Origin of the sequence: Tenacibaculum sp. MEBiC06402 (assembly GCF_049239625.1) — a bacterium.
GTDB lineage: Bacteria > Bacteroidota > Bacteroidia > Flavobacteriales > Flavobacteriaceae > Polaribacter.
On the sequence record NZ_JBMKKT010000095.1, the window covers coordinates 47,253 to 72,170 of the forward strand.

The 24,918-nt window shown below is 32.1% G+C and carries 26 protein-coding genes; 11 read left to right on the forward strand and 15 right to left on the reverse strand.

The annotated features are described in order from the left end of the window. Positions 1-38: 38 nt before the first annotated feature. The 3 genes from ACOSP6_RS08485 to ACOSP6_RS08495 form a co-directional block, all read right to left on the reverse strand. On the reverse strand, positions 39-926 hold the full coding sequence (locus tag ACOSP6_RS08485; RefSeq protein ID WP_422095095.1) for a metallophosphoesterase: 888 nt from the start codon (positions 924-926) through the stop codon (positions 39-41). A 78-nt stretch (positions 927-1,004) separates the two neighbouring features. Beyond that, the gene (locus tag ACOSP6_RS08490; RefSeq protein ID WP_422095096.1) at positions 1,005-2,444 is read right to left on the reverse strand and encodes a DUF5689 domain-containing protein; all 1,440 of its coding nucleotides are present in this window, start codon (positions 2,442-2,444) and stop codon (positions 1,005-1,007) included. Between the two features lie 26 nt (positions 2,445-2,470). Continuing rightward, positions 2,471-5,296: a carboxypeptidase-like regulatory domain-containing protein gene (locus ACOSP6_RS08495; RefSeq protein WP_422095097.1), complete on the reverse strand. Its 2,826-nt coding sequence runs from the start codon at positions 5,294-5,296 to the stop codon at positions 2,471-2,473. A gap of 156 nt (positions 5,297-5,452) precedes the next feature. Between ACOSP6_RS08495 and ACOSP6_RS08500 the strand changes: the two genes are divergently transcribed. After that, the gene (locus ACOSP6_RS08500; protein WP_422095098.1) at positions 5,453-6,499 is read left to right on the forward strand and encodes an endonuclease/exonuclease/phosphatase family protein; all 1,047 of its coding nucleotides are present in this window, start codon (positions 5,453-5,455) and stop codon (positions 6,497-6,499) included. Positions 6,500-6,528: 29 nt separating this feature from the next. Here ACOSP6_RS08500 and ACOSP6_RS08505 read toward each other — a convergent pair whose 3' ends face one another. Beyond that, positions 6,529-6,873 (reverse strand): hypothetical protein, encoded by a 345-nt coding sequence (locus ACOSP6_RS08505; RefSeq protein WP_422095099.1) that lies wholly within the window; start codon positions 6,871-6,873, stop codon positions 6,529-6,531. 56 nt (positions 6,874-6,929) lie between these two features. Further along, a complete protein-coding gene (gene recJ / locus ACOSP6_RS08510; protein WP_422095100.1) occupies positions 6,930-8,615 on the reverse strand; it encodes a single-stranded-DNA-specific exonuclease RecJ in 1,686 nt (561 codons plus the stop codon). Positions 8,616-8,667: 52 nt separating this feature from the next. Between recJ and ACOSP6_RS08515 the strand changes: the two genes are divergently transcribed. Then, on the forward strand, positions 8,668-10,821 hold the full coding sequence (locus ACOSP6_RS08515) for a T9SS type B sorting domain-containing protein (RefSeq protein WP_422095101.1): 2,154 nt from the start codon (positions 8,668-8,670) through the stop codon (positions 10,819-10,821). A 1-nt stretch (position 10,822) separates the two neighbouring features. On the opposite strand, the gene ACOSP6_RS08520 is transcribed toward ACOSP6_RS08515, so the two are convergent. Beyond that, positions 10,823-11,248 (reverse strand): OsmC family protein, encoded by a 426-nt coding sequence (locus ACOSP6_RS08520; RefSeq protein ID WP_422095102.1) that lies wholly within the window; start codon positions 11,246-11,248, stop codon positions 10,823-10,825. A 55-nt stretch (positions 11,249-11,303) separates the two neighbouring features. On the opposite strand from ACOSP6_RS08520, the gene ACOSP6_RS08525 reads away from it, so the two are divergent. Continuing rightward, complete coding sequence (locus ACOSP6_RS08525; protein WP_422095103.1) at positions 11,304-11,894, forward strand: carboxymuconolactone decarboxylase family protein; 591 nt, start codon at positions 11,304-11,306, stop codon at positions 11,892-11,894. Between the two features lie 71 nt (positions 11,895-11,965). On the opposite strand, the gene mscL is transcribed toward ACOSP6_RS08525, so the two are convergent. Genes mscL through ACOSP6_RS08540 form a run of 3 tightly spaced genes read right to left on the reverse strand, consistent with a single transcriptional unit; the run spans position 11,966 to position 14,130 of the window. Continuing rightward, entirely contained in the window at positions 11,966-12,379 is a 414-nt protein-coding gene (gene mscL / locus ACOSP6_RS08530) for a large-conductance mechanosensitive channel protein MscL (protein WP_422095104.1), read from the reverse strand. A gap of 45 nt (positions 12,380-12,424) precedes the next feature. Next, positions 12,425-13,525 (reverse strand): alanine racemase, encoded by a 1,101-nt coding sequence (gene alr, locus ACOSP6_RS08535; protein WP_422095105.1) that lies wholly within the window; start codon positions 13,523-13,525, stop codon positions 12,425-12,427. Beyond that, positions 13,522-14,130 carry a thymidine kinase gene (locus ACOSP6_RS08540; RefSeq protein ID WP_422095106.1) on the reverse strand — a complete coding sequence of 203 codons (609 nt, stop codon included), beginning with the start codon at positions 14,128-14,130 and terminating at the stop codon, positions 13,522-13,524. Before ACOSP6_RS08540 ends, alr begins: the two co-directional genes overlap by 4 nt. A gap of 100 nt (positions 14,131-14,230) precedes the next feature. Here ACOSP6_RS08540 and ACOSP6_RS08545 point away from each other — a divergent pair, with 100 nt between their 5' ends. The 3 genes from ACOSP6_RS08545 to ACOSP6_RS08555 are packed head-to-tail and all read left to right on the forward strand — an operon-like array spanning position 14,231 to position 16,545. Then, positions 14,231-15,091 carry a hypothetical protein gene (locus ACOSP6_RS08545; protein ID WP_422095107.1) on the forward strand — a complete coding sequence of 287 codons (861 nt, stop codon included), beginning with the start codon at positions 14,231-14,233 and terminating at the stop codon, positions 15,089-15,091. A gap of 19 nt (positions 15,092-15,110) precedes the next feature. Then, entirely contained in the window at positions 15,111-15,503 is a 393-nt protein-coding gene (locus ACOSP6_RS08550; RefSeq protein WP_422095108.1) for a DUF6165 family protein, read from the forward strand. After that, positions 15,487-16,545 carry a DUF3089 domain-containing protein gene (locus tag ACOSP6_RS08555; protein WP_422095109.1) on the forward strand — a complete coding sequence of 353 codons (1,059 nt, stop codon included), beginning with the start codon at positions 15,487-15,489 and terminating at the stop codon, positions 16,543-16,545. Before ACOSP6_RS08550 ends, ACOSP6_RS08555 begins: the two co-directional genes overlap by 17 nt. On the opposite strand, the gene ACOSP6_RS08560 is transcribed toward ACOSP6_RS08555, so the two are convergent. Further along, the gene (locus ACOSP6_RS08560; RefSeq protein WP_422095110.1) at positions 16,517-17,401 is read right to left on the reverse strand and encodes a Brp/Blh family beta-carotene 15,15'-dioxygenase; all 885 of its coding nucleotides are present in this window, start codon (positions 17,399-17,401) and stop codon (positions 16,517-16,519) included. The genes ACOSP6_RS08555 and ACOSP6_RS08560 overlap by 29 nt on opposite strands. A 94-nt stretch (positions 17,402-17,495) precedes the next feature. On the opposite strand from ACOSP6_RS08560, the gene ACOSP6_RS08565 reads away from it, so the two are divergent. Then, positions 17,496-18,230, forward strand: a complete 735-nt coding sequence (locus ACOSP6_RS08565; protein ID WP_422095111.1) for a bacteriorhodopsin-like — start codon at positions 17,496-17,498, stop codon at positions 18,228-18,230. Positions 18,231-18,329: 99 nt separating this feature from the next. Continuing rightward, complete coding sequence (locus ACOSP6_RS08570; RefSeq protein ID WP_422095112.1) at positions 18,330-18,806, forward strand: DUF4252 domain-containing protein; 477 nt, start codon at positions 18,330-18,332, stop codon at positions 18,804-18,806. On the opposite strand, the gene ACOSP6_RS08575 is transcribed toward ACOSP6_RS08570, so the two are convergent. After that, positions 18,803-19,150, reverse strand: a complete 348-nt coding sequence (locus ACOSP6_RS08575; RefSeq protein ID WP_422095113.1) for an arsenate reductase family protein — start codon at positions 19,148-19,150, stop codon at positions 18,803-18,805. The genes ACOSP6_RS08570 and ACOSP6_RS08575 overlap by 4 nt on opposite strands. Positions 19,151-19,190: 40 nt before the next feature. On the opposite strand from ACOSP6_RS08575, the gene ACOSP6_RS08580 reads away from it, so the two are divergent. Continuing rightward, positions 19,191-19,646 carry a DinB family protein gene (locus ACOSP6_RS08580; protein WP_422095114.1) on the forward strand — a complete coding sequence of 152 codons (456 nt, stop codon included), beginning with the start codon at positions 19,191-19,193 and terminating at the stop codon, positions 19,644-19,646. Between the two features lie 23 nt (positions 19,647-19,669). Then, positions 19,670-20,818 carry a cystathionine gamma-synthase gene (locus ACOSP6_RS08585; protein ID WP_422095115.1) on the forward strand — a complete coding sequence of 383 codons (1,149 nt, stop codon included), beginning with the start codon at positions 19,670-19,672 and terminating at the stop codon, positions 20,816-20,818. 89 nt (positions 20,819-20,907) lie between these two features. Here ACOSP6_RS08585 and ACOSP6_RS08590 read toward each other — a convergent pair whose 3' ends face one another. Together ACOSP6_RS08590 and ACOSP6_RS08595 are read right to left on the reverse strand one after the other, a co-directional pair. Beyond that, positions 20,908-21,117: a helix-turn-helix domain-containing protein gene (locus ACOSP6_RS08590; RefSeq protein WP_422095116.1), complete on the reverse strand. Its 210-nt coding sequence runs from the start codon at positions 21,115-21,117 to the stop codon at positions 20,908-20,910. 3 nt (positions 21,118-21,120) lie between these two features. Further along, complete coding sequence (locus tag ACOSP6_RS08595; protein WP_422095117.1) at positions 21,121-21,954, reverse strand: DUF2975 domain-containing protein; 834 nt, start codon at positions 21,952-21,954, stop codon at positions 21,121-21,123. A 107-nt stretch (positions 21,955-22,061) separates the two neighbouring features. On the opposite strand from ACOSP6_RS08595, the gene ACOSP6_RS08600 reads away from it, so the two are divergent. Further along, a complete protein-coding gene (locus ACOSP6_RS08600) occupies positions 22,062-22,703 on the forward strand; it encodes a TetR/AcrR family transcriptional regulator (protein WP_422095716.1) in 642 nt (213 codons plus the stop codon). Positions 22,704-23,041: 338 nt separating this feature from the next. On the opposite strand, the gene ACOSP6_RS08605 is transcribed toward ACOSP6_RS08600, so the two are convergent. Then, complete coding sequence (locus ACOSP6_RS08605) at positions 23,042-23,650, reverse strand: superoxide dismutase (protein ID WP_422095119.1); 609 nt, start codon at positions 23,648-23,650, stop codon at positions 23,042-23,044. Positions 23,651-23,782: 132 nt separating this feature from the next. Next, the gene (fbp, locus tag ACOSP6_RS08610) at positions 23,783-24,790 is read right to left on the reverse strand and encodes a class 1 fructose-bisphosphatase (RefSeq protein ID WP_422095120.1); all 1,008 of its coding nucleotides are present in this window, start codon (positions 24,788-24,790) and stop codon (positions 23,783-23,785) included. Positions 24,791-24,918: the final 128 nt, after the last annotated feature.

Here is a 24,918-nt window from a genome sequence, read left to right on the forward strand (position 1 = left end):
TTTTGATATGTTACCTAAATGTTATGAAATGATTTTAACTACCGATATTCCTCAATATTTTTAGGGCCTTCAAGAATGGATTTTACAATTTTCATGGTTCCATTTTCTTGTGTTATAAAGTGCCATTTTATTAGGGTTATCTCGTAGTTTTCTATTTCTAAACCGGTAATGCATCTTGGATGAACGCAGCTACCATCATTAAAGAATGGAATTTCATCAGGTTGAGGAAAGCGAGGTCGGTGCGTATGTCCTGTAATTACGATTTGATTATCATTGTTTTTAATCCAGTTTTCTACTCTTCGTTCTATTTTTATTGATTCTCTAAAGTTTTGAGCAGGACTTGTAGGGTCTTTAATTCCATGTATTTGAAGTGGTCGCCATAAAAACCTGACTAAAAATCGGCTTAATCGCCATAAATTGTAATTAAACCAATCTGCTTGATGACCATGAATAAGAAGTAGCGACTGATTGAGTTGCTCGTTTTTTAGAATAATAGCTTCTGAAAATGAAGCGTTAGGCATTAATACTCTTTGCTTTCCAGTGGCATCTTCATAGTAACTAGCTAAATTCTTCTGAACGTTTTTAGGGTTTTTATAATCCATATCATGATTCCCCCAAATAAAATGAAGACGATTTACATCGTGAAATTTTTTTAGGAGCATATATACATCTTTATTTTCCTGGAATATTCTATGAAACTTGTTTTCCCAAAGTTCGTCTCCATCTCCTAATTCTATATATGTAAAATCATCAGCTAAGTATTGTGATAGGGCATAGTTAAAGATATTTCTATTTCTTGCAAAATCATCAGCAAAACTATTATCACCTCTATGACAATCAGAAAAAAGTACATATTTAGAGTTTTTGTGTAAGGGCAGAATTTTAGCATTTTTAAAGGCTCTCGATATTCTTCTTTTAGATGACATTTAATTTCTTTTTCATAAAGATGCATAAAAAAAGCCGAGTTTTAAAACTCGGCTTTTTAATTGAAAAAATAGTTAAACTTATTTTCCAGTTACTTTTACATTGTCAATGTGGTATCTAGTTTCCATGTTGTCAGCAGAACCTAAATATTTGAATGCAACGTGTACATCACCACTTAAACAAGAAATATTGATTGAAGAAGATACGAAATCTCCAAAACCACCGTCACCAGTAGGAATGTTAGCATCAATTTGAATCCACTCAGTAGTTGTTGGATCACCTGTATAGTTTTCTGTGATAAACGCTGTTAAGACTTTACCAGTTTCAAAGTTTGAAGAAATATCAAAAGTCAATACCTCTTCAGTAGTGCTATCTAAATTGATAGCTGGAGTTACTAACCAAGCCTCTAACGGATCTTCACCAGTTCCAAAAGCAGAAATCTTCATATATCTGTTTCCAGAGAAAGAGCTATCTTCATATCTTTCAGTTCCTCCAGATACGTTTACGTTAGTCCATCCTAAACCGTCTAATTGAGCTTCGTTTGTAATAGTTTGGAAATCTTCTTCAAATACAGTTACATCAGTAGAAGTTGCACCAGTACACTCTAATACGATAGGATCACATCTTTCTGGGTCGATAAAATCTAATTCAGCAGGATTGTTAGCAACTAAAACGAAGAATTCAGCTCTAAAGTCTTTTGCTAAAACCGCCGTAGCAGCTCCTTGTCCTTCTGGTAATTTATTAGATTTGAAGCTAGAAAAAGTACTAGTTTGTAAAGCAATTTTTGCTTCAGTACCACATTCAAAAATATTTCTAAATCCATCAAACTCATCATTTAACTCTCCAGCAAATGTTTTTCCTAATTCTTCTTTGTCGAATTGAGCAGATTCTAAAGTAACTAATGTGTTTACGTGCTTTTGCTCGATTTCACCAATTTTAATTGGAGTAGGAACAATTGTAGCTAATTCAGTAGACTTAACAAGAGCTTCTCTTTGCTCTTCTGATGTATAAGGAATATCGTCAACTCTGTTTTCGCTAGTTAAGAATCCTAAAGTGAAAACTCCAGGTACATTGTTCGTTGGGTTTATAAAACTTGAGCTTTCACCATCATCATATGTAACAGTTAACCCATCTAATTTGATGTATACTTTTCTACCAACTTCAAAAGATTCACTTAATGATGCATTGTTAATTAAAAGCTCGATTCCAGCAGTTGGGTTTTCTGGCTTATCTTGAATTACTAAAGTTTTGAAGAAGTTTCCGGCAGCATCGCTTGAAACTACATATCCGTAAACGTAAGTTGGAGTTTCGTTAACTCTATATGTAAGAGTTAAATTATCGTTACTGTTATATTCTTGAATTAAATCATTCTGAACCTTAGCCACTGTAAGATCAGTATTTATGTTTGGCTCCTCAAGTTTAATATTCGGAGTTTCAAAAGAGTTATCTTCTACACAAGAAGTAATTGCGAAAGCGAAGATAAAAAATGATAATATGCTTAAAATTTTATTAGTTCTCATTTTTTCTATTTATTAATAATATTTTATTAAAATCTATAATTTAAGTTAATGAAGTAGGTAGTACCTCTACCAAACCAGTATTTGTTACCAAAAACAGGAGTGTCTAATGCTTTGTCATCTCTTAATTGACGATAGTTAGCATTTCTTCCTTGCTCAAAACCACCTGTTCTGTATTCTCTATTAAAGATGTTTCCAATACTAGCAAATAAACCAATGTATTGATTATCTCCAATTTTCCATGATTTTCCACCTACGGCATTTACAACCATATAGTCGCTAAATCTTTCTTGTCTTAATAATTCTCTAGCAATTGACTCGTCGTAGTCAGGAAAAGGAACAGATGCTCCAAGCGCATTCGTGCTATTTGCAAAGTTACTACTTCTTGTTAAAGGAGCAATATCTATGTATGTGTCATTGAATACGTTAGCTGTTGCTCCAAACCACCAGTAATCAGGATCTCTATATTCAAATCCGAATGAATATGCTTTTTGAGGTCCACTAGCTAATCTGTAATTTTTAAGATTTGATTGTCCAAAACTCTTAACTCCAAATTCATCTGCATCAGGGTCATTTACAAAGTCTTCAGAAGCAATAAATAAGTTTGGATTGTTAGCATAAGTGTACTGACCAATATTAGCAGCACCTTTTAACTTTAAAGTAGGAGTTACTTTAACCTCTAAACCTAATTCAGCACCAATGTGTCTTTTTTCAATACCTTGTAAAGTTTCTTGTACAAAAGCAGTGTTGTCTCCACCAATTCCATCAGCGAAAAAGAAAGAAGTTTCCGTTGCATCTTTAATTCCAGTATAGTATGCTGTAGCTCTAGCTTGTACTATTGGAGTTCTTACAATATAACTTGCATCTAATGATAGTACCTTTTCACTTGTAATACCTCTTATAGTTGCATTGTTTTCTCTTGAATTAGCGAATGTGTTTCTTAATGTAGGAGCTTTTGTTAAGTAACCTGCATTAAAATCTAAGATATGACGACCAGTAATTTTATAAGTTAAACCTCCTTTAGCTCCCCAGTTAGTGAATTCTTGCTTTTCAGATTTTCCTAATGAAGTATTGATGAATCCTCCATTTTGGAAGTTTCCTTCTCTTTGGTGAGAAGTTCTAGAAAGGCTACCTGCTAAGAAGAAATCAACTTTGTTAAACTTGAATTGAGTTTGAACAAAACCATTAATTACTTCTGATAACAAGTCAAAATCATATTTGAAACGATCTCCTTCTCCAGCTAAATGTAATGGGTTTAATAAGTTGTTTTGCTTTTCTTCAAAAGTATCAGCAAAAGTATCAACGTCTAAATATCCTGTTCCTCCTAATAAATCAGTTATTTCTGCAAAGTTCTCTGATTTTTGAGAAGTATAGTTAACAGAAGCATTTAAAGTAATGTTGTCTGTTAATTCAGTGTTGAAAATTGTATTGATTGTAAATCTGTCATCTTCATTTCTGTCTTCGTATAATACGTACGCAGAATTTCCTCCAGTAACAGAAGCTGCATTAGCAGCATATAACTGATCCCAATCTAATTGACCATCGTTAGCGAAAGCTTGATACATACCATAAACATCTGGTAACCCTTGTCTGATACCATAACTTGGTAATTTTTGATAGTAAGTTGGGTCAGGGTTAGCAGTTGCTAAATTTGTGATGAATGGATTTCCGTCTCCGTCAAGTACACCATCTTCTACTCTTGCTCCGTTAAAATCAATTCTACTGTTTCCAATTCCTCCGAACTGGTAAGAAACATTTGTAGTTAAAGAAGTTTTTTCATTAACATTCCAGTAGTGGTTTAACATAATAAACGGTTCTTCAACATCTTTAATTCTAGAGTTTCTGATTTTTCCGTTTTGGTAACCCCAGTATGGGTTGTATTGAATTCCCTTAATATCGATAACTTCTTGCGTATTCGGAGCAGCTTTACCTCTTCTATTTGCAGCAAATACAGAAGTAAAGTTTAAACTATGATTGTCGTTAAATACTTTTTCAATAGATGCAAAAGTTGAATAAGCATTATAAGAAGACCCGTCAGCAAAACCTTCATCCGCAATTCTTCTACTTCCTGAAAAAGCAAATGCCCATCCGTCATCCATTAATCCAGTAGCATATGTTCCCATAACTCTGTGAACATAACTTCTATTAGACGAAGCGTAAGAAATACGTCCACCTTTTCTATATTCAGATGCTCTTGTGCTAATATTGTTAGAACCTAAAACACCACCAAAAGTATAATTAGAAGCAGCTAAACCATTTGTAAATTCTTGATTTCTTAGAACATCGTTTAATCCTCCCCAGTTAGCCCATTCTGGTCTTCCTGTCGAAAGCTTATTCATTTCTATACCATTAATTAATAATTTGGCGTTATCTGAATCTAAACCACGAACTCTAAAGAAAGAAGAACTAAATTCAAAAGCGGCAGTTCTTAAATAAACATCTCTTGAAGCTTGTAATAACCCCGAAATATTATCTGAAGCAGTAGTATCATCATTAAGCTCATCATCTGTAATTATAATGGTACTTAAATCTTGTTGCTCAGCAAATTCATCTTCATACATGTAGATAATCCCTAAATCAACCATGCTTCCTGATAAAGACACAGGGTAGTTTTGAGTTTCATATCCATCTTTCTTTATTACAATGATGTGTCTTCCATCTGGCAAGTTTTCAATGATGAAGGAACCAATAACATCAGTAGTAACACTTATGTTTTTCCCTTCAACACTAATAGAAACACCTTGTAATAATCCTTCGGAGTTGCTGTCTTTTACAACACCTTTTACAATGTTTTGAGCTGATAATCCTAGTATGGAAATCAAGCTAAATAACACTGATAGAGTAAATTGTTTCATAAAATTGTTATAAATTATTTTTAATAAAAAATGCGCACAAAATTATGTTTTTATGAAAATGCCAATGTTAACTTAATATTAACATTTCAGATTGTTAATAACTCTATAAAATGTGGCTTGGAATTTGTATTATTTTTGCCGAGTTAAATTTTAAAGATGAGAAGATTACTGTTGTTAAGTGTGTTGTTAATGAGTAGTTTATTTGTTAACGCACAAAAGAAGTATAAGATTAGAACTGTTGCATTTTATAATCTTGAAAACTTATTTGATACCATAAATGACACCTCAAAAAATGATGAGGCTAGTCCGATTATGGAATTAAATACCAACAAATCGAAAGTTTATTGGAGTAAAATTGACAAGTTAGCGGAGGTTATTAGTCAAATAGGAGAGGAAAAAGCGAAAACGGGTCCTGCTATTATTGGGGTGTCTGAAATAGAAAATAAGCAAGTACTTGAGGATTTAGTTAATTCTGATAGGTTAAAGAAAATGCGTTACGGGATTATTCATTTTGATTCTCCGGATAAAAGAGGTATTGATGTAGCGTTATTGTACCAACAACGTTATTTTAAGCCTGTTCATTACGAAGCTGTAAATCCTAATATATTTTCAGAAAACAGAAAAGTTTACACGAGAGATATTTTAAGGGTCTCAGGTTATTTAGATGATGAGTTAGTTCATGTTATTGTTAATCATTGGCCTTCAAGAAGAGGTGGTGAAGCAAAGAGCAGTCCTCTAAGAGAAAAGGCTGCATATAAAGTAACTCAGATAATCGAAAAGATTAAGGAAGAGGATAAAAATGCTAAAATTATGATTATGGGTGATTTTAACGATGATCCTATGAATAAGTCATTTAAAGAAGTATTAAAAACAAAGGCGGATAAAGAGGATGTTCAAAAAGGAGATATTTATAATCCTTACGAAAGAATGTTTGAAAAAGGATTGAATACAACTGCGTATAGAGATAATTTAAGTTTATTTGACCAAATCCTTTTTACTTCACCTTTATTGAATAAAAAGGGTAGAAAAGATTTCTCAACATATAAGATGTTTAAGTCTGGGATTTTCAACAAGCGTTTTATGGTTCAAAGTAAAGGACGCTATAAAGGTTATCCTTTTAGAAGTTTTTCTAACGGACAATTTACGGGAGGATATAGTGATCACTTTCCAGTTTATTTGTACCTTATAAAAGAAAAAAAATAGTAAGAAAACCCAGCTAATCAGCTGGGTTTTTAGTTTTTACATATATCTACTAAATAGTTATTCAATCGTAACTGAAATAAGGTTCCTCGTAATAAGTCTTCTATTTGTCCCAGTTCTATCGATGAAACTGCTAGGCTAACCTTGTTAGATGGTGTTTGTAATAAAAGAGATCTACAATCTTCACCCATTGGACACTCACGACATTTCTTTTGTTTTTTTGAGTCTATTGTTTTTTCAATAAATAATTCAATTTCATCTTCTGTCAGATGAAACCCTGTATCTCTAAATATAACTTGAGTAAGTAGGGAACAAGAATGTTTCCATTGAAATGAAATTCCTATTTGATTGTCATATATTTTAACTATTTCTTCCATAATCTGAGTTATTGATTATAGAACAAATATAATTATTTAGATTTATTCTAAATAAACTATTTCAAATCTTTTAATAGTAACTGTAACGAAGTTCTTCCATTCCATGTGTTTTCATCTATCTGATATAAAACATCAAAATCGTTTTCAATTTTATTTATTTTATCACCCATGCTAAAACCAATTGCTGCAAGAATATTCTTAGGGTTTCCTTGAAAAAGCGTGAGCTTTAAATGAGATTTATCTTGTCCAACTTGTTTTCCATATCCATTATCTCTAACGGATGAGCTTTTAAAAACTGGTTTCCTATTTTCAGGACCAAAAGGAGCCATTTGTTGAATAATTCGATAAAACTTTGGAGAAATGTCAGCAAATTCAAGTTCTGCATCAACAATGATTTCAGGTGTGAGTAACTCTTTGTTTATTGTGTTTTTAACTACCTCTTCAAATTTAGTTTTAAATTTTTCGTAGTTCTCAGGCTTAATTGTTAGCCCAGCGGCATATTTATGTCCACCAAACTGTTCAATGAATTCGGAACATTCATTCAAAGCATCATAAACATCAAAACCTTTCACTGATCTAGCAGATGCAGTAAGTTTTCCTTCGCTTTTAGTAAAAACGACTGTTGGTCTATAATAAGTTTCGGTTAATCTTGAAGCTACAATTCCTATAACTCCTTTGTGCCAATCTTCATTATAAACAACTGTAGTGAATTTCTCGGTCTCGTTATTTTCTTTAATTTGAAGTAAGGCTGCTTCCGCAATTTCTTTGTCTAATTCTTTTCTATGAGCATTAAATTTTTCAATAGACGAAGCTATTTCAGTCGCAATTTCAATATCAGTTGAAGTTAATAATTCCACAGCATAATTGGCATGTTTTATTCTTCCCGCTGCATTAATTCTTGGTGCAATAATAAAAACGACATCAGAAATAGTTAGTTCTTTCTTCTCTATGGATTTAATAAGCGCTTTAATTCCGATTCGAGGTTGTTCATTAATTACTTTTAATCCATAATAGGCTAAAACTCTATTTTCACCCGTCATAGGAACAATATCCGCAGCAATTGCCGTTGCTACTAAATCTAAAAACGTAAGAAGTTCAGTGACTTCAACTCCATTCGTAATAGCATGAGCTTGAATTAATTTAAATCCAACTCCGCAGCCACAAAGTTCTTTATAAGGGTACTCGCAATCCACTCTTTTAGGATTAAGAACTGCAACCGCCTTAGGAATTTCATCTCCAGGTTTGTGGTGATCACAAATAATGAAATCAATTCCTTTTTCTGTTGCGTAAGCCACTTTATCAATAGCTTTTATACCACAATCCAAAGCAATAATTAGTGAAAAATCATTATCACTAGCAAAGTCAATACCTTGAAACGATATACCATAACCTTCCTTGTACCTATCCGGAATATATGTGGCTACATTATTATAATGTTCAATTAAGTAATTATAGAGTAATGAAACAGAAGTGGTTCCATCTACATCGTAATCTCCATAAATTAAAATTTGTTCATTGTTATCAATAGCAGTTTGTAATCTTGTTACTGCTTTGTCCATGTCCTTCATTAAAAAAGGATCATGTAGATCGTCTAATGATGGTCGAAAAAAATGTTTCGCTTCATCAAAAGTTGTAATACCTCTTTGAACCAATATAGAGGCAAGTTTGGTGTTAATAGATAATTCATCAGCTAATTTTTTTGTTATTGCCAAATCTGGCGTTGATTTAAGTTTCCATCGCATAATTTTAAAAAACGTAAATTTGTTTTAACAGGTAAAAGTAATCCATTCCTTTATGAAATCAAAAAAACTGGTATTTGGTGTTCTTCTTTTCTTATTATTCCAGTTTCAGGTTTTTGGACAAAATCAGCCACCTGTTTTAACTGAGTCAGGGAATCAAAGTTATTGTCCGTTAAGTCAAATACCTATTGCAACTAGTTTTACAATTACTGATTCTGATGATACAACTTTGGATTCTTTTTCAATTCAGATTTCGGCTAATTATGATGCAACTTCAGATATTTTAATATTAACAGGATCTCATCCAAATATTATAACTAGTTGGGATAATCGTGAGGGAAAATTAATGTTTACAGGGACTGGAGGAAGCGCTCTTTTGTTAACGGACATAGAACAAGCTGTTGCTGATGTGGTTTTTCAAAGTTCAGATCCAGCAATTTCGGATGAAAAAATATTTTCATTAACCGTGGGTGATGCTAATTTTTTACCATCAACACAACATTATTATGAATTTGTCTCTGATATTGGAATCTCTTGGTCACAAGCAAAAATCTTAGCAGAAAATAGAACTTATTTTGGATTAAGTGGATATTTAGCAACAATTACATCAGCAGACGAAGCTGGTTTTGTTGGAGAGCAATCAAATGGTGCAGGATGGATTGGTGGAACTGATCAAGAAACTGAAGGTGTTTGGAAATGGGCAACAGGCCCTGAGGATGGAACAATTTTTTGGAACGGTAACTTTAATGGTTCAACCCCGAATTTTGCATTTTGGAATACAGGAGAGCCTAATGATTTCGGAGCAGGAGAAGATTATGCTCATATAACAGATGACTCTATTGGAATTATCGGTTCATGGAATGATTTACCCCTAAATGGAGATACTGGAGTTTATGAGCCAAAAGGATATATTGTAGAATATGGTGGTTGGCCAGATGATCCAATTTTAAATATTTCTGCTACAACTCGAATTTATATACCTGAAATAATTTCAACTACTGAAAATGAAATCTGTGGTTCAGGAACGGTTTCGTTATCGGCAAATGCTTCTGAGGGAACTATTCTTTGGTTTGATACCGAGGTTGGTGGAAATTTATTAGGAACAGGAACAACTTTTACTACACCCGTATTAAATTCATCACAAAATTTTTATGTTACTATATCAGTTGGAGGTTGCACATCATTCATGCGAACAAGAGTAACAGCAACTGTAAATAATTTACCTGTAATAACAGGGACTCAAAACGGTTTCGTTTGTGGAAGTTCGGGCACTGTAACAATAGGAGCGACTCCTTCTGAAGGAATAGTTAGTTGGTATGAAACTGCATCAAGTACAACTGTAATTTCTACAGGAAATATATTTGAAGTAAATGTTTCTTCTGATACAGATTACTTTGTTGAAGCGGTTAGCTCAAATGGTTGTGTGTCTTCTAACAGAACTATGGTTTCAGTTACTACGAATAACGTTATTCCTGATTTTGAAGTGGACGAGAATCAGGTTTTATGTTTGAATGTTGGATCGCTGGAATTATCGATTTCAAATCCAAATGGACCGGATCATATGTATGAATGGAAAGATGAAAATGGCACTGTAATCTCTAATCAGATGACTGCAAATATTACTCAGTCGGGAATATATTTTGTGCAGGCTACGTCACAGTTAGGTTGTGAGTCAGAAGTAAAAACAGTAAATGTGAAAAATTCCGAAATTGCGACATTAAAATTAGAGGATATTGAAATCATTGATGACTCTAATAACAATTCAATTATTGTAGTAGGATCAAATTTGGGAGCAGGTTCTTATGAGTATTCAATTGATGATATTAATTACAAGGAGGATGGTGTTTTTCAAAACTTGCAACCAGGAATTTACACACTGTATGTAAGAGATAAAAATGGCTGTGGTACATTACCATTTGAATTTTCAGTTTTCAATTATCCATCCTTTTTTACTCCAAATAGCGATGGTGTAAAAGATGAGTGGAGTGTAGAAGGTTTTAGTGTAATTGAATATTCATCTTCTAAAATTAGAATTTTTAATAGATATGGAAAGCTTCTATATGAAAATTCAGATACTTCGAGTAATTGGGATGGAACTTACAATGGAAATATTCTCCCGTCAGATACGTATTGGTTTTCTATTGAAGTAACAGATAAGAATGGGAGAATAATTCGTAAAAAAGGTCCTTTAAGTTTATTGCGGAAATAAACTACTTCTCGTTAAAGATTATTTCTGTTGTAACTGTTGAAAATTGACGGAACATTTCCATTACACCACAGTATTTTTCGATAGATAAATTTACAACTTTGGTTAATTTTTCTTCATCTAACGCTGTTCCTTCGAAAAGATACTTCACGTGAACTTTATTGTAATATTTAGGATGTTCTTCAGTTAAATTCGCTTCTACTATGATTTTTAAATCATCAAAAGAAGTTCTCATTTTTTCTGCTATCATTACAACATCTAAGCCTGAACATCCAGCTAATGAAGATAGCATTAAAGCTTTTGGAGAAGCGCCAACTTCGTTTCCTCCATTAGCGAATGAAGTATCCATTAAAACGTGAGCTCCGTTTGGATTATCACTCTTAAATAATAGGTTTTTCTGCCATTCTGTAGTTACAATATTTGATGCCATATGAGATTTTTTTCGTTTCTTGTATAGAATTACAAAACTACTTAAAAAATAAATTATGCCATTAGTAACTCCGTTGGATCCTAATCATGATGAGGAAACAAAAAGGTTGTCGGATTTTTATAATGAAACACTTGGTTTTTGCCCAAATTCGGTATTAACTATGCAAAGAAGACCAGATATATCAAAAGCATTTATAAACCTGAATAAAGCAGTAATGGCTAACCACGGCCGTGTTACTTCTGCTTTAAAAAGAATGATTGCTTGGGTTAGTAGTAATGCTACAGGATGTAGATATTGCCAGGCTCATGCTATTAGAGCTGCTGAACGATATGGAGCAGAACAAGAAAAGTTAGATAATATTTGGGAGTATAAAACACATCCAGCTTTTACTGAAGCTGAAAGAGCTGCTTTAGATTTTTCTTTAGCTGCATCTTTAGTTCCAAATGTTGTTGACGAAACTATTAAAGAAAGATTATACGAACATTGGAATGAAGGTGAAATTGTAGAAATGTTAGGTGTTATTTCTTTATTCGGTTATTTAAATCGTTGGAATGATTCTATGGGAACAAGTATTGAAGACGGGGCTGTCGAAAGTGGAGAACAATACTTAGGAAAACATGGATGGAACAAAGGTAAGCATATGTAAAATTTTATCTATAAAAGTCAAAAGCTCGCAATATTGCGAGCTTTTTATGTAGTAGTTAAAAGAAAAACGTATTAGTTCTTCTTTAATAAGTCTCTAATTTCAGCTAATAACTCTTCTTGAGTTGGTCCTGCTGGAGCAGCTGGAGCTTCCTCTTCTTTTTTCTTCATGGCGTTAACACCTTTTACAATCATGAACATTACAAATGCAACAATGATAAAGTCAATAACATTTGTAATAAATGCACCGTATAAAACAGCAACTTCACCTGTTACTTTGCCTGTTAAGTCATCCGCAACTCCTTCTTTAAGTACGTATTTTAAATCATTAAAATTAGTTCCTCCAATCATTCCTATTAGCGGAGAAACAATTCCTCCAGTAAAAGAAGAAACTACTTTGTTGAAACCAGCACCCATTACGAAACCAACCGCAATGTCTACTAAGTTACCCTTCATAGCGAAGTCTTTAAACTCTTTTAGCATTCCCATGTGTTTTAGTTTTTGATTATTAATAGATGGTAATTTATAAAAAAATTAATGCTTTACCAATCTTTTTACTCGTTGTGAAATAGCGGTTAAAATTTCATAAGGAATGGTTTCACATTTGTGAGCCATATACTCTATGTGCTGTTGGTGATTAAATATAATTACCTCATCACCTTCTTTGCAGTCTATTTTTGTAACATCAACCATAATCATGTCCATACAAACATTTCCAATAATCGGTGCCGGTTGATTATTAACAATCACAAAACCATTTTTATTCCCTAATCGTCTGGAAATTCCATCTGCATGTCCCACTGGTATGGTTGCACTTTTGGTTGGTTTACTTGCCACAAAAGCTCTGTTATAACCTACTGTTTCTCCTGGTTGGATCGTATGAATTTGTGAAATTATAGATTTCAGGCTATGGGTGTTTTTTAATTCTGAAGTTTCTTTAGGTGTATTGCTAAATCCATATAAACCAATACCTATTCGAACCATATCAAATTGCGCCTGTGGATAATGAATAACACCAGATGTGTTTAAAATATGAATCATAGGTTCATATCCTAAATGCGTATAAATTTGTTTTACTATATAAGCGAAGTTATTAATCTGTCCAACTGTGAATTCTTGCTCATTTAAATCTTCACTTGCAGCTAAGTGTGAAAAAATAGACTGAACAACTACGTTACTTGATTTTTTCAGTCGTGCCAAAATATTAGGAATATCAGAGTGCCAAAATCCTAATCTATTTAGTCCAGTATTGAATTTGATATGAATGGGGTAATTCATTAAAGGAACATCTGAAGCATAATTTAAGAAAGCTTCAAATATTTTGAAGTTGTATAAATTTGGTTCTAATCTATATTTAACAATATCAGCAATATTCTGTATTTGAGGGTGCAATACTAAAATAGGAGTTTCTATTCCTGCTTCACGTAAAGCAATTCCTTCATTACAATAAGCAACTGAAAAATAATCAACATGATCCTTAACAATTTTAGCTATTTCAATTGCATCACTGCCATAACCAAAAGCTTTAACAACCGCTAAGATTTTTGTGTTAGGTTGTAAGCGTTTTTTAAAATATTGTAGATTGTGCAATACAGCGTTTGCATCAATCTCTAAAACCGTTACATGATTATTCATTCTTCTTCCTCTAATTTACTTTTGCTTTGTTCTTGGATTGCTTTATAGTAAGCAGCTCTGCTTAAAGGCTCGTATTCTTGGGTTTCTCCCAACATAACAATATTGTCCCCTTCCGCTTTTCTAAAACTGTAATGAGCTAAATTTCCTGTTCTAGTGCATACAGCATGCACTTTGGTTACGTACTCAGCTGTAGCCATTAAAGCAGGCATTGGTCCAAAAGGATTTCCTTTAAAGTCCATGTCTAGTCCAGCAACAATTACACGAATGCCTCTGTTTGCTAAATCGTTACAAACAGCAACTATTTCATCATCAAAAAACTGTGCTTCATCAATACCAACAACATCTACGTTATTCGCTAGTAATCTAATATTTGCAGAGGCTGGGACAGGTGTAGAACGAATTCTATTATCATTATGAGAAACGACTTCTTCCTCATCGTATCTAACATCAATTGCCGGTTTAAATATCTCAACGCGTTGCTTTGCAAATTTTGCACGCTTTAAACGTCGGATAAGCTCTTCGGTTTTACCAGAAAACATTGAGCCACAAATTACCTCAATCCACCCAAATTGTTCTGTATGATTTACTGTGTTTTCAAGAAACATTTTGTAATTTTAATGCTCAATTATTTATTTTTGCTTCACTTTTAATAGAAAACAAATTTATTAAAATTTAAAGGTAAAAATTAAAACCTACAAAGAACTTATGCACAAAAAATTGGCTTCTGATTTAACTAGTTTAGCACACAGCATCTTACAAATGAAAAACAAGGAAGATGTTATGGCGTTAAAAGAAAAGGCGTATGAAGTTTATGAAAAGTTAGCCCTTTTGGCTTATGTTGAAGAGTATATTAACACAACTCCTCATGCAGAAGAAACTAAAGAAGAGTTGATTCAAAAAATAGAGAAGTCTATTGTAGCAGAAAAGAAAGAAGAAAATGAAGTGGTAATTCATCAGTTAGATGAATTTAACACGGAGCTTGAAGGAGGTGAAGTCGAAAATGTTATTGAGGAAGCTATACAAGAAGCAATAACAAATGAAAAAGTTGAGGAAGAGTTAGAAGTTGTTCAAGATCTTGTTAGTAGTCAACTTGACGAGCAAGAAGAGGTGAAAGAAACAACTGAAGTTGTAGAAGAAATTATTGAACAACCTTTTGATGAGTTAGAAAACTTATTATTTGGAGAAGAAGAAGTTTTACCAGAAGCTCCAGATGTAAAGAAAATTGAAGACCACGCTGCTCCAACTCTTGAAGATGAACTTCAAGATACATTGCCAGTTGATGTAATGGCAGACTTGTTTCAGAAAGTAGAACCTCAAAAAACCATAAACGATGTTTTACAAAACACTATTAAAATCGATTTAAACGACCGTATAGCTTTTGTAAATCATTTGTTTAACGGAGATCAAGCTGATTTTAATAGAGTTGTTTCTCAATTAAATACCTTTAAAACCGAAAAAGAAGCTAAAAGTTTTATCATTAAAATGGTAAAACCTGATTACGATTGGAGCGACAAAGAAGAATATGAAACTCGTTTAATGGAAATCATCGAACGTCGTTTCGCTTAAATTTATTTTAAACTAATATATGAAGATAGAAGTATCAAACGGTGAGATTGTAGATAAATACACAATTTTAGAAATTAAGCTTTCAGAAATAAAGGATGTAAAAAAGCTAAAGAATATTCAGAACGAATATGATGTTTTAACTCCGATAATTAAAAGTATTTATCAAGAAGTTTCAGATGAATCTAAATTGAAAGAATTGCATAATGATTTATTAACGATCAATAAAAAATTATGGAAAATTGAAGATGATATCAGAGAGTGTGAGCGAAAAAAAGATTTTGGACAAACATTTATTGATTTAGCTCGTGCTGTTTATTTTACTAATGATGATCGATCGGTGGTGAAGAAAGATATAAATACACTCACTGGTTCTGATTTAGTAGAAGAAAAATCATATGAGGATTATAAATAGATTAAGATTATCAAGAGTTCTATATTTTTTATTTGCAGTTGTACTACTATACAACTGCAAATCTGCTTACAAAACACAATCATTTCAGCAAGCCAATATTCCACCAAAACCAGATTATACTAAAGAAACTTTTTGGGCTGTATTACCTTCAAAATATACAACGGAGTTTCAGAAGTATGCTTCCAAGAACCTCGATACTTTAAAAGCAGATGTTTTTTATGTATATCCGACGTTAATTTCAGATAAGAAAGACATTCGCTGGAATGTTCCAATTACAGATTCTGAGCAGAATAATAAGGTTTTAAATAAAGCTGTTTTAATGCAAGCTTCTGCTTTTGCAACTTCTGGAAAAGTATATGTTCCTTATTATCGACAAGCTCATATTCGTTCTTATAGAATGTTTAAAAATGGTGGGAAAGAAGCGCAAGAATTAGCATATTCTGATGTGAAAAATGCCTTTGAAGTGTATCTTAAAAAGTATAATAAAGGAAGACCAATTGTTATGGTTGGTCATAGTCAAGGAACCACGCATACTTCTCGATTATTAAAAGAATTTTTTGACGGAAAGCCTTTGCAAAAACAATTGATAGCGGCTTACATTCCTGGAATTAGAATTAAATCAGATTTATATAGTTCAATTAATCCAATGACTAAACCAAATGAAACGGGAGGTTTTGTTTCTTGGAATACATATAAAAAAGGTCATTACCCTAAGAAAGATAAAGATTGGTACAAGGGAAGTGTTACGACCAATCCAATTACTTGGGATAACTCTAAAGAAACTGCATTAGAGGAACATAAAGGTTTTTTATATACAAATGGTAAAATTTATGACGAAGCACTTTCAATAAAAATTACCGATGGATTAGTTTGGAGCACGAATCCTAAATTTCCATTACGCTTTTTTATGTCTTTTCTAAAAAATTATCACGCTGGTGATATTAATTTATTTTGGCAAGATATTAGAGAAAATGCTGAGTTGAGAACCAATACTTATCTGTCAAAGAGGAAGATTAATAATCTTTATCAAGTCGAGAAATAATCCAAACATGGGGAAACGTAATACACGCCAAAAGAATAAACAATATTGGAGTGAATAGATTTTCATTGTTGTTAAACAGGAAATAAATCACAACTAGACCAATAATGGAAATTGCCCAATACAGAAAAGATGATTTTAAATAATCTTTGAAACTTGATACTTTATGATTTCCGTAGAGATATTTAACTTGTCTAATCAAAGAAGGAATGCTATGCCAGAAGACGAAATAAATTGCAAAAGACCAAATCAGTGAGGCAGTTTTGAATATCACATAAAGTATGAATAAATAGAATGTCTCTTCTAATATTTCTAGTAATTTAATTTCCTTCAGTCTGTATTTTAATATAAACAGTAAGGATAAAGATATAATTGTCCCATTAAGAAAAATTGAAAAATAATGAGATGGAACTACTTTGTTGGTTATCTCTTGAATGATTTCAATGACAGCCTTTTGATTACAGAAAAAAATGATTGAAAAAATAAGTAAACCGTGGACCGTATACAATAAGAATGATGTTTTAGTAGCTTTAGCAATTTTTGATGATAAATGCTCCTCTCCAAAATGATAACTACTAAAAATAACGAAAAGAACTAGTGCCGTAATTGGAAAAAAATAAAAGATACTTCCAGTAATTCCTACAAACAAAACGTAGGCTAAAAGTATTTTTGTAAATACTGATTTATTGAAATTAATATATTTTCTTTCTATAAGTCTAAGGTCATTCGCTCCATGAACGATTCCAAAAGAGAGTATTAAAATGTAGGACAAAAAGCTTTCTACTTCGATACTAAAATATACCGAAATCCATAGTGAGAAGAAAGTGGCTACAATTATAAAACTCTTAAAATCAATCATAAAAGAATAATTTTGTTTAATATTTATAGTATAAAATTAAACAATTTTGTTTAATATTTTGTAAATTTGATTAAACAAATAAAAATTTTACAAAATGAACTCACTTTTTACTTTTATTAACACCCCTGAGATCGCTACAGACGATTATGTAGGGTTTACGTTTTTTGTTGGCTGTATGGCCATGATGGCAGCATCAGTATTCTTTTTCTTTTCAATGAATAATTATGATAGAAAATGGAGGACTTCTATTTTGGTGTCTGGTTTAATCACATTTATTGCCGCAGTGCACTATTGGTATATGAGAGATTATTGGTATAGTAACGGAAGTTCACCTACATTTTTTAGATATGTAGATTGGATTTTAACTGTTCCTTTAATGTGCGTTGAATTCTATTTAATACTAAAAGTAGCCGGAGCAAAGAAGGATTTAATGTGGAAATTGATAGGATTATCAGTTATCATGTTAGTGACTGGATATTTTGGGGAAGCTGTTTATAGAGATCAAGCATGGTTATGGGGATTAATCTCAGGTATCGCGTATTTCGTTATAGTTTATGAAATTTGGCTTGGTTCGGCTAAAAAACTTGCTGAAAAGGCCGGAGGTGCTGTGTTATCAGCCCACAAAATGTTATGTTGGTTCGTATTAGTTGGTTGGGCAATTTACCCAATTGGTTATATGGCAGGAACCCCAGGTTGGTACGATGGTATTTTTGGAGGATTAGCAATGGATGTTGTTTACAATATTGGAGATGCAATTAATAAGATAGGTTTTGGACTAGTTGTTTTTAATCTTGCTGTTAATGCATCGGAAAATTCAGTAGCCAGTTAATTTGGGTTATTGGTTAATTAATCGAGAGTCTCGCTTTGGCGAGACTTTTTTTGTAACAAATTTTTCTCAGGCTCGTCTTCATTAAAAAAACCAAGTATTATGAAGCAATTATTTACAGCAGTACTATTATTTTTAACTGTATCAATTACGGCACAAAAAACGGCGTATAACGATTTCTACAAAGATCATAAAGAAGAATCTCAATTTTCAATGAGTGTACCTGTTTCGTTGTCAAATTTAATTTCTGACAAGGCAGATACAGAAGAAATAGATCTTTTATTAAAAAAAGCAGAGCATTGTAAAATAACCGTTTACAATAATGAAGGAAATGCTATTGAAAAGAGTTTTAGAAAATTTGCTAGAAAAAATGGCTTAACAACTTTAGTAAAAGTTAAGGACGGAAAAGACAAAGCTGCAATTTACTTTAAAGAAAAAGGAGACTTAATTAAAGAGATTATTGTTAAGGCAAATAGCGATGAAGATCAGTTGGTTATGGTAGGTTTAAAAATTACATTGACCAAAGATGAATTTGCTGAAATAGTTTCAGATTTAAAAAATAAAGAAGCTTCTCGTTAGAGAAGCTTTTCTTTTAGTTGCTCAACAGTTTTTTTACTGTTTCCAACAAATATTTCGTCATCTACAATAAATACAGGACGTTTTAAAAAAGTGTATTCATCCAATATATATTGTTTGTAATCATCTTCGGTTAAATTCTGATTTTTTAAGTCCATTTCTCTATATAACTTAGCTCTTTTGTTAAACAAATCCTCATAGCTTTTGGTATAGCTGTACAGCTCTTCTAATTGTTTAACAGTTATCGGATTTAATTTTATTTCTTGTTTTTCAAATCCGTCAAGATTTACTTCTCTTAAAATTCTTCTACAGGTATCACAAGTTTGTAAAAAATAGACTTTCTTCATGTTAAATAAGTATCTTTATCAACGCTAAAATAAACAGAAAATGGATACACAATTCGATATTTTAAAAAAATCAAGAGAACTAGTTTTAAAAAGAATTGAAGGCTTAACTCACGAACAATTGCATAAAATTCCAGAAGGATTTAATAATAATATTGTTTGGAATGTTGCTCATTTAGTAGTTACACAACAATTATTACATTATAAATTGTCTGGCTTGCAATGTTTAGTTCCAGATGAGTTAATTGAAAAATATAGAAAAGGCACAGGTCCAAGCGAAGAAATGAATGCAGAAGATTTTGAAGATGTAAAGGAATTATTAGCTGGTTTGCCAGATACACTTGAGGAAGATTATAAAGAAGGAATTTTTCAAGAATATACTGAATACCCTACAAGTACAGGTTTTGTGTTAACTTCGATTGATAACGCAATTGCTTTTAACAACTTACATGAAGGAATTCATTTAGGAACTATTATGGCATTGACTAAATTGGTGTAAAATATTTTTTAAAAAATTACAGTATGAAGTTTAGTACAAAAGTTATACATGGAGGTCAAAAACCTGAGGAAGCAACAGGTTCTGTTATGCCACCTATTTTTCAAACTTCTACTTATGCGCAATCTAGTCCTGGTGTACATAAAGGATACGCCTATTCTAGATCGACAAACCCAACCAGAACAGCTCTTGAAAAGGGATTAGCTGCTATTGAAAATGGAACTCATGGTTTTGCATTTGCTTCAGGATTGGCTGCGATTGATGGTGTTTTAAGATTATTAAAACCAGGAGATGAAGTAATTGCTGGAGATGATTTATACGGTGGAACTTATCGAATGTTCACTCAATTATTTGAAAAGTACAATTTACATTTCAAATATGTGAATATGAATGAAGTTGATAATGTTTCTAATGCAATTGGTTCGAATACGAAACTGGTTTGGATTGAAACACCAACAAATCCATTAATGAAAATTGCCGATATCGAGGAAATTACTAAGGCTGTTAAGAATCTAAATTCTGAAGTTTTAGTAGCTGTGGATAATACTTTTGCTACTCCTTACATCCAACAACCACTAAATTTAGGAGCTGATATTGTAATGCACTCAGCGACCAAATATATTGGTGGTCATTCCGATTTGGTCATGGGAGCGTTAATGGTAAATAATGAAGATTTAGCGAAAGAAATTCACTTTATACAGTTTGCAGCTGGTGCAATCGCTGGTCCAATGGATTCATTTTTAGCTTTACGCGGATTGAAAACTTTAGACGTAAGAATGCAACGTCATTGTGAAAACGGAAAAGCAGTTGCTGAGTTTTTAGATAATCATCCAAAAATTGGAAAGGTTTATTATCCGGGATTTGAAAATCACCCGAATCATGTAGTAGCAAAAAAACAGATGAATGACTTCGGGGGAATGGTTTCTTTTAAATTGAAATCTGATAGTAAAGAAGAAACGTTTAAGTTTTTAGAAAACCTGAAGCTTTTCACACTTGCCGAATCTTTAGGTGGTGTTGAAAGTTTGGCCAATCATCCTGTTACAATGACGCATGGTTCAATTCCTGAAGAAGAGCGATTGAAAATTGGAATTACCGATTCTCTAGTTCGTTTGAGTGTGGGGATTGAGAATATAGAAGACTTGATTGATGATTTAGAACAAGCATTAAGAATATAAAAAAAAACTCCGATTGAGGAGTTTTTCATTTACTGAAAAGTGTTAAGTTTTTCATAGCTTTTTCCCACTTATCGATAGTTTTCAGTAATTTATTCTTCAGCTTGGTATTCTAAAATATCACTAGGCTGACAATCCAAAGCTTTACATATTGCCTCTAATGTTGAAAAACGAATAGCTTTTGCTTTTCCAGACTTTAAAATAGATAGGTTCGCTGTGGTAATGCCAATAATTTCTGCTAAATCTTTACTCTTCATTTTTCGTTTAGCAAGCATAACATCAAGGTTTACAATTATTGCCATAATCTATATTGTTAATTCGTTTTCAGTTTGCAAATCGTTTCCTTTATGAAGAAGGATACTTACAACTAGTAATGATAAACCTACGATAAACATTGAAAAGTCAAATTCTAAAGTGGGATTAAAATTGATATTAAAGGCATTATTGTAAATTATGTCAGTTTCAATTCCTACATGAGAAATATACCTTCCTATGATTAGGTTAAAAATCAAACCTAAAACCTCACTAAGTAATATAAGTATTCCAATACGTTTTACATTGATAGATACTTTTGAATTAAATGATAAATCCTTTTTTAAATAGTGAAAAATTTGCTTTAAAAAGTATAAAATTAATATGGTAATTAAAACGGAGTGATATCTATCCAAGAACAACATAATAGATAAAAACGTAGTTTTTGGTTTTACCATTATTCTTGTTTGAGTATCTATTAATTCATTTGTGAAATCAAAGTTTCCTTGCTGTGTTGGATCGGTAAGGATGAAATTGCTTCCTACTTTTTCTTTTTTGTCATAGGATGATTTAAGCTCTTGAATAAATTCTTTCTTATAGCGACCGTTGTAAAGAAAAGTCTCATTTAACTCTTCGTTATTAAATACATGAACTGTAGTTTTTCCTTTTGTATAAATATATCCTTCGTCCCTTAAATTTAATGATAGTTTCATTGGTATAGCATATCCTTCTAAACTTCTAATTTTTGATTTTTTACCTGTTTTAATTTCAGAATTCTCAAAAAAAAGACTCAAAGTTGTGTTAAATGTTAAAAAAGCAATGAAAAACCAGAAAGAAATGGAAGTTATTAGGTGTAAAATTGACGAAAGTTTGTTTTTTCTATTCATTTTTTTGAATTTTTGTTCTGGGTCAAAGATATAAAAATTATTGAAAAACAATAATAAAACATTTTAAAAAGATATTAAAGTGCCTTTTTTCAATTATTTTAATAAAAATGAATAAAAAATATACCAAACGGTATATTTTTATATATTTGTCAGACATGTTGAAATCGGAGAGGACGAGGTTACATATTTTAGAAACAGTTGCACCATTATTAAATAAGAAAGGATACTCTGGAATGAGTTTATCTGGGATTACACAAGCAACAGGTTTAACGAAAGGAGCTATTTATGGACATTTCGAGAATAAAGAAGAATTGGCAATAGAAGCTTTTCGATATTGTATTCGAACCGTTCTTAAAGATTTAAATGCACATGTGGCAAAGGGGAGCACAGCATTAGACAGATTAATCAACGTCTCAAATTTTTATAAAAAGTACTATAATTACAGTAAAAAGTTTGGAGGTTGTCCAATTTTGAATATTGGAGTTGATTCAGAAAATCAACAAACCTCTATTTCAAAATTAGTAAGATCTTATAACGAACGAATATTAGATAAGTTCACTAAGTTAATTGATGCTGCTAAGGAGTCTGCTCAAATTAGAAGTGAAGTGAATAGTGAGGTGTATGCGAAAAGGTTTGCGTACATGATAGAAGGAGCAACATATATGTCGCACGTAATGAAAGATGGAAGTTACATGGAGGACTTGGCTGAGGTCATGAAAACTATGATAACAAATGAGTTAAGAGTTTAATTTTTTTTGAATAAAAATATACCAATTGGTATAAAAATATAGTTAATGAATTTAATAGTAGAAATAATCCCAAAAGAAACAGAGTTCGGATTCTTCATTCTGACGTTGAGTTCGCTTATGTATTTTAATTTGTTACTATCGTCTTCTATGAAGAATTTATTGAAGACAAAATCGCTTTTTGCTTTTTTGAAAAGAAATGTTACTTGAAATATAACAAACAACAAACTTTAAATGAAAGGGTCTAAAAAGTTTTGCACTTTCAAAAATAGTTTAAGCGAAAAAAAGCACCCAATTTGGGTGCTTTTTTGTTTATTGTAATAGAAAAATTACTCCACTAATTACTTAGCTTCAGCATATCTTCTTTCAACTTCGTTCCAGTTGATTACTTTAAAGAAAGCATCAATATAATCTGGTCTTCTGTTTTGGTAGTTTAAATAATAAGCATGTTCCCAAACATCTAATCCTAAGATCGGAGTTCCGCCGCAAGCAACACCTGGCATTAAAGGATTGTCTTGGTTTGGAGTAGAACATACTTCAACTTTACCTCCTTTGTGCACACATAACCATGCCCATCCAGAACCAAATTGAGTAGCTGCAGCTTTAGAGAAAGCTTCAATAAAAGCATCTTTAGATCCGAACTCAGCTTCAATAGCGTCTTTTAACTCACCAGATAAATATCCTCTATCTTCTGGATTCATTACTGTCCAAAATAAAGAGTGATTATAAAATCCTCCTCCGTTATTACGAACAGCAGCGTTATTCATATCTAAGTTAGTTAAAATATCTTCAATAGACTTTCCGTCTAAATCAGTTCCTTCGATTGCAGCGTTTAACTTTGTAGTATATCCGTTGTGATGCTTTGAGTGGTGGATTTCCATTGTTCTTGCATCTATATTTGGTTCTAACGCATCATAAGCGTATCCTAATTCTGGTAATTCAAAAGCCATAATTTTTGTTTATTTGATTACTAATTAACTTACACAAAGTTACTGCAAAAAAATAGGACTAACAATTTGTAGTCCTATTAGATTTCTTATTTGATTATAAGATTTAATTATAATGTTTATTAAAAGATACTTCTAAGAATATTCTCGCATAAACTCCTCAGCTTTCTCTACCATATTTTTGCTTCCACATAAAAATGGCACCCTTTGGTGTAATTCAGTTGGTTGGATATCCATAATCCTATTGAATCCATCACTAGCCTTTCCATTTGCTTGTTCTGCTAAAAATGCCATTGGGTTACATTCGTATAATAAACGTAGTTTACCATTGGAGTTTTTAGAGCTTTTAGGGTACATATAAATTCCACCTTTAATCATGTTTCTGTGAAAATCAGAAACTAGTGATCCAATGTATCTACTAGTGTAAGGTCTGTCTCCCTCTTCTTCCTGACAATACTTAATATATTTTTTTACACCTAAAGGAAAGTGAATATAATTCCCTTCATTTACTGAATATATTTTTCCGTCTTCAGGAAATTCCATATTCGGATGTGAAAGATAAAAAGTACCAATTGCAGGGTTTAATGTAAATCCATTTACACCATCACCAGTTGTGTAAACAATCATTGTTGAAGTTCCATAAACCACATACCCAGCTGCAACTTGCTCACTTCCTTTTTGTAGAAAATCTTCTATAGTAACGGGAGTTCCAACAGGTGTCACTCTTCTGTAAATTGAAAAAATAGTTCCTACAGAAACATTCACATCAATATTTGATGAACCATCTAATGGATCAATTAAAACCACGTACTTATTTTGGTGGTTTTCATCTTGACTATTTACAACAATAAAATCATCCTCTTCTTCACTTGCAATACCACAAACAATATTTCTATTTGTTAATGTTTGAATAAATTTATCGTTAGCGTAAACATCAAGTTTTTGTTGATCTTCACCTTGAACGTTTGTTTCGCCCGCGGCACCTATAATATCAACTAAACCAGCTTTATTTACTTCATGATTTACTACCTTAGCAGCAAGTCGTATCGAGTTAATTAATCTTGAAAGTTCTCCAGAAGTATATTTGAAAGAGGTTTGATTTTCAATAATAAATTCGCCGAGAGTTTGATTTTTTTTAGACATAGAGCAATGTACAATGTTTTAGACGCCACAAAGATGACAACTTTTTGTAGAACTACAACGTTTTAGTCGAGTAATTTTTACAAACTCAAATTAGAATAAAAAATCAACAAAACAATATGATGTGTTGT

What these genes read in the sequence shown, in the direction of transcription:
- ACOSP6_RS08485 (WP_422095095.1), bottom strand. Translation starts at nt 926, where the DNA reads ATGTCATCTAAAAGAAGAATATCGAGAGCCTTTAAAAATGCTAAAATT.
- ACOSP6_RS08490 (WP_422095096.1), bottom strand. Translation starts at nt 2,444, where the DNA reads ATGAGAACTAATAAAATTTTAAGCATATTATCATTTTTTATCTTCGCT.
- ACOSP6_RS08495 (WP_422095097.1), bottom strand. Translation starts at nt 5,296, where the DNA reads ATGAAACAATTTACTCTATCAGTGTTATTTAGCTTGATTTCCATACTA.
- ACOSP6_RS08500 (WP_422095098.1), top strand. Translation starts at nt 5,453, where the DNA reads ATGAGAAGATTACTGTTGTTAAGTGTGTTGTTAATGAGTAGTTTATTT.
- ACOSP6_RS08505 (WP_422095099.1), bottom strand. Translation starts at nt 6,873, where the DNA reads ATGGAAGAAATAGTTAAAATATATGACAATCAAATAGGAATTTCATTT.
- recJ (WP_422095100.1), bottom strand. Translation starts at nt 8,615, where the DNA reads ATGCGATGGAAACTTAAATCAACGCCAGATTTGGCAATAACAAAAAAA.
- ACOSP6_RS08515 (WP_422095101.1), top strand. Translation starts at nt 8,668, where the DNA reads ATGAAATCAAAAAAACTGGTATTTGGTGTTCTTCTTTTCTTATTATTC.
- ACOSP6_RS08520 (WP_422095102.1), bottom strand. Translation starts at nt 11,248, where the DNA reads ATGGCATCAAATATTGTAACTACAGAATGGCAGAAAAACCTATTATTT.
- ACOSP6_RS08525 (WP_422095103.1), top strand. Translation starts at nt 11,304, where the DNA reads ATGCCATTAGTAACTCCGTTGGATCCTAATCATGATGAGGAAACAAAA.
- mscL (WP_422095104.1), bottom strand. Translation starts at nt 12,379, where the DNA reads ATGGGAATGCTAAAAGAGTTTAAAGACTTCGCTATGAAGGGTAACTTA.
- alr (WP_422095105.1), bottom strand. Translation starts at nt 13,525, where the DNA reads ATGAATAATCATGTAACGGTTTTAGAGATTGATGCAAACGCTGTATTG.
- ACOSP6_RS08540 (WP_422095106.1), bottom strand. Translation starts at nt 14,130, where the DNA reads ATGTTTCTTGAAAACACAGTAAATCATACAGAACAATTTGGGTGGATT.
- ACOSP6_RS08545 (WP_422095107.1), top strand. Translation starts at nt 14,231, where the DNA reads ATGCACAAAAAATTGGCTTCTGATTTAACTAGTTTAGCACACAGCATC.
- ACOSP6_RS08550 (WP_422095108.1), top strand. Translation starts at nt 15,111, where the DNA reads ATGAAGATAGAAGTATCAAACGGTGAGATTGTAGATAAATACACAATT.
- ACOSP6_RS08555 (WP_422095109.1), top strand. Translation starts at nt 15,487, where the DNA reads ATGAGGATTATAAATAGATTAAGATTATCAAGAGTTCTATATTTTTTA.
- ACOSP6_RS08560 (WP_422095110.1), bottom strand. Translation starts at nt 17,401, where the DNA reads ATGATTGATTTTAAGAGTTTTATAATTGTAGCCACTTTCTTCTCACTA.
- ACOSP6_RS08565 (WP_422095111.1), top strand. Translation starts at nt 17,496, where the DNA reads ATGAACTCACTTTTTACTTTTATTAACACCCCTGAGATCGCTACAGAC.
- ACOSP6_RS08570 (WP_422095112.1), top strand. Translation starts at nt 18,330, where the DNA reads ATGAAGCAATTATTTACAGCAGTACTATTATTTTTAACTGTATCAATT.
- ACOSP6_RS08575 (WP_422095113.1), bottom strand. Translation starts at nt 19,150, where the DNA reads ATGAAGAAAGTCTATTTTTTACAAACTTGTGATACCTGTAGAAGAATT.
- ACOSP6_RS08580 (WP_422095114.1), top strand. Translation starts at nt 19,191, where the DNA reads ATGGATACACAATTCGATATTTTAAAAAAATCAAGAGAACTAGTTTTA.
- ACOSP6_RS08585 (WP_422095115.1), top strand. Translation starts at nt 19,670, where the DNA reads ATGAAGTTTAGTACAAAAGTTATACATGGAGGTCAAAAACCTGAGGAA.
- ACOSP6_RS08590 (WP_422095116.1), bottom strand. Translation starts at nt 21,117, where the DNA reads ATGGCAATAATTGTAAACCTTGATGTTATGCTTGCTAAACGAAAAATG.
- ACOSP6_RS08595 (WP_422095117.1), bottom strand. Translation starts at nt 21,954, where the DNA reads ATGAATAGAAAAAACAAACTTTCGTCAATTTTACACCTAATAACTTCC.
- ACOSP6_RS08600 (WP_422095716.1), top strand. Translation starts at nt 22,062, where the DNA reads ATGAATAAAAAATATACCAAACGGTATATTTTTATATATTTGTCAGAC.
- ACOSP6_RS08605 (WP_422095119.1), bottom strand. Translation starts at nt 23,650, where the DNA reads ATGGCTTTTGAATTACCAGAATTAGGATACGCTTATGATGCGTTAGAA.
- fbp (WP_422095120.1), bottom strand. Translation starts at nt 24,790, where the DNA reads ATGTCTAAAAAAAATCAAACTCTCGGCGAATTTATTATTGAAAATCAA.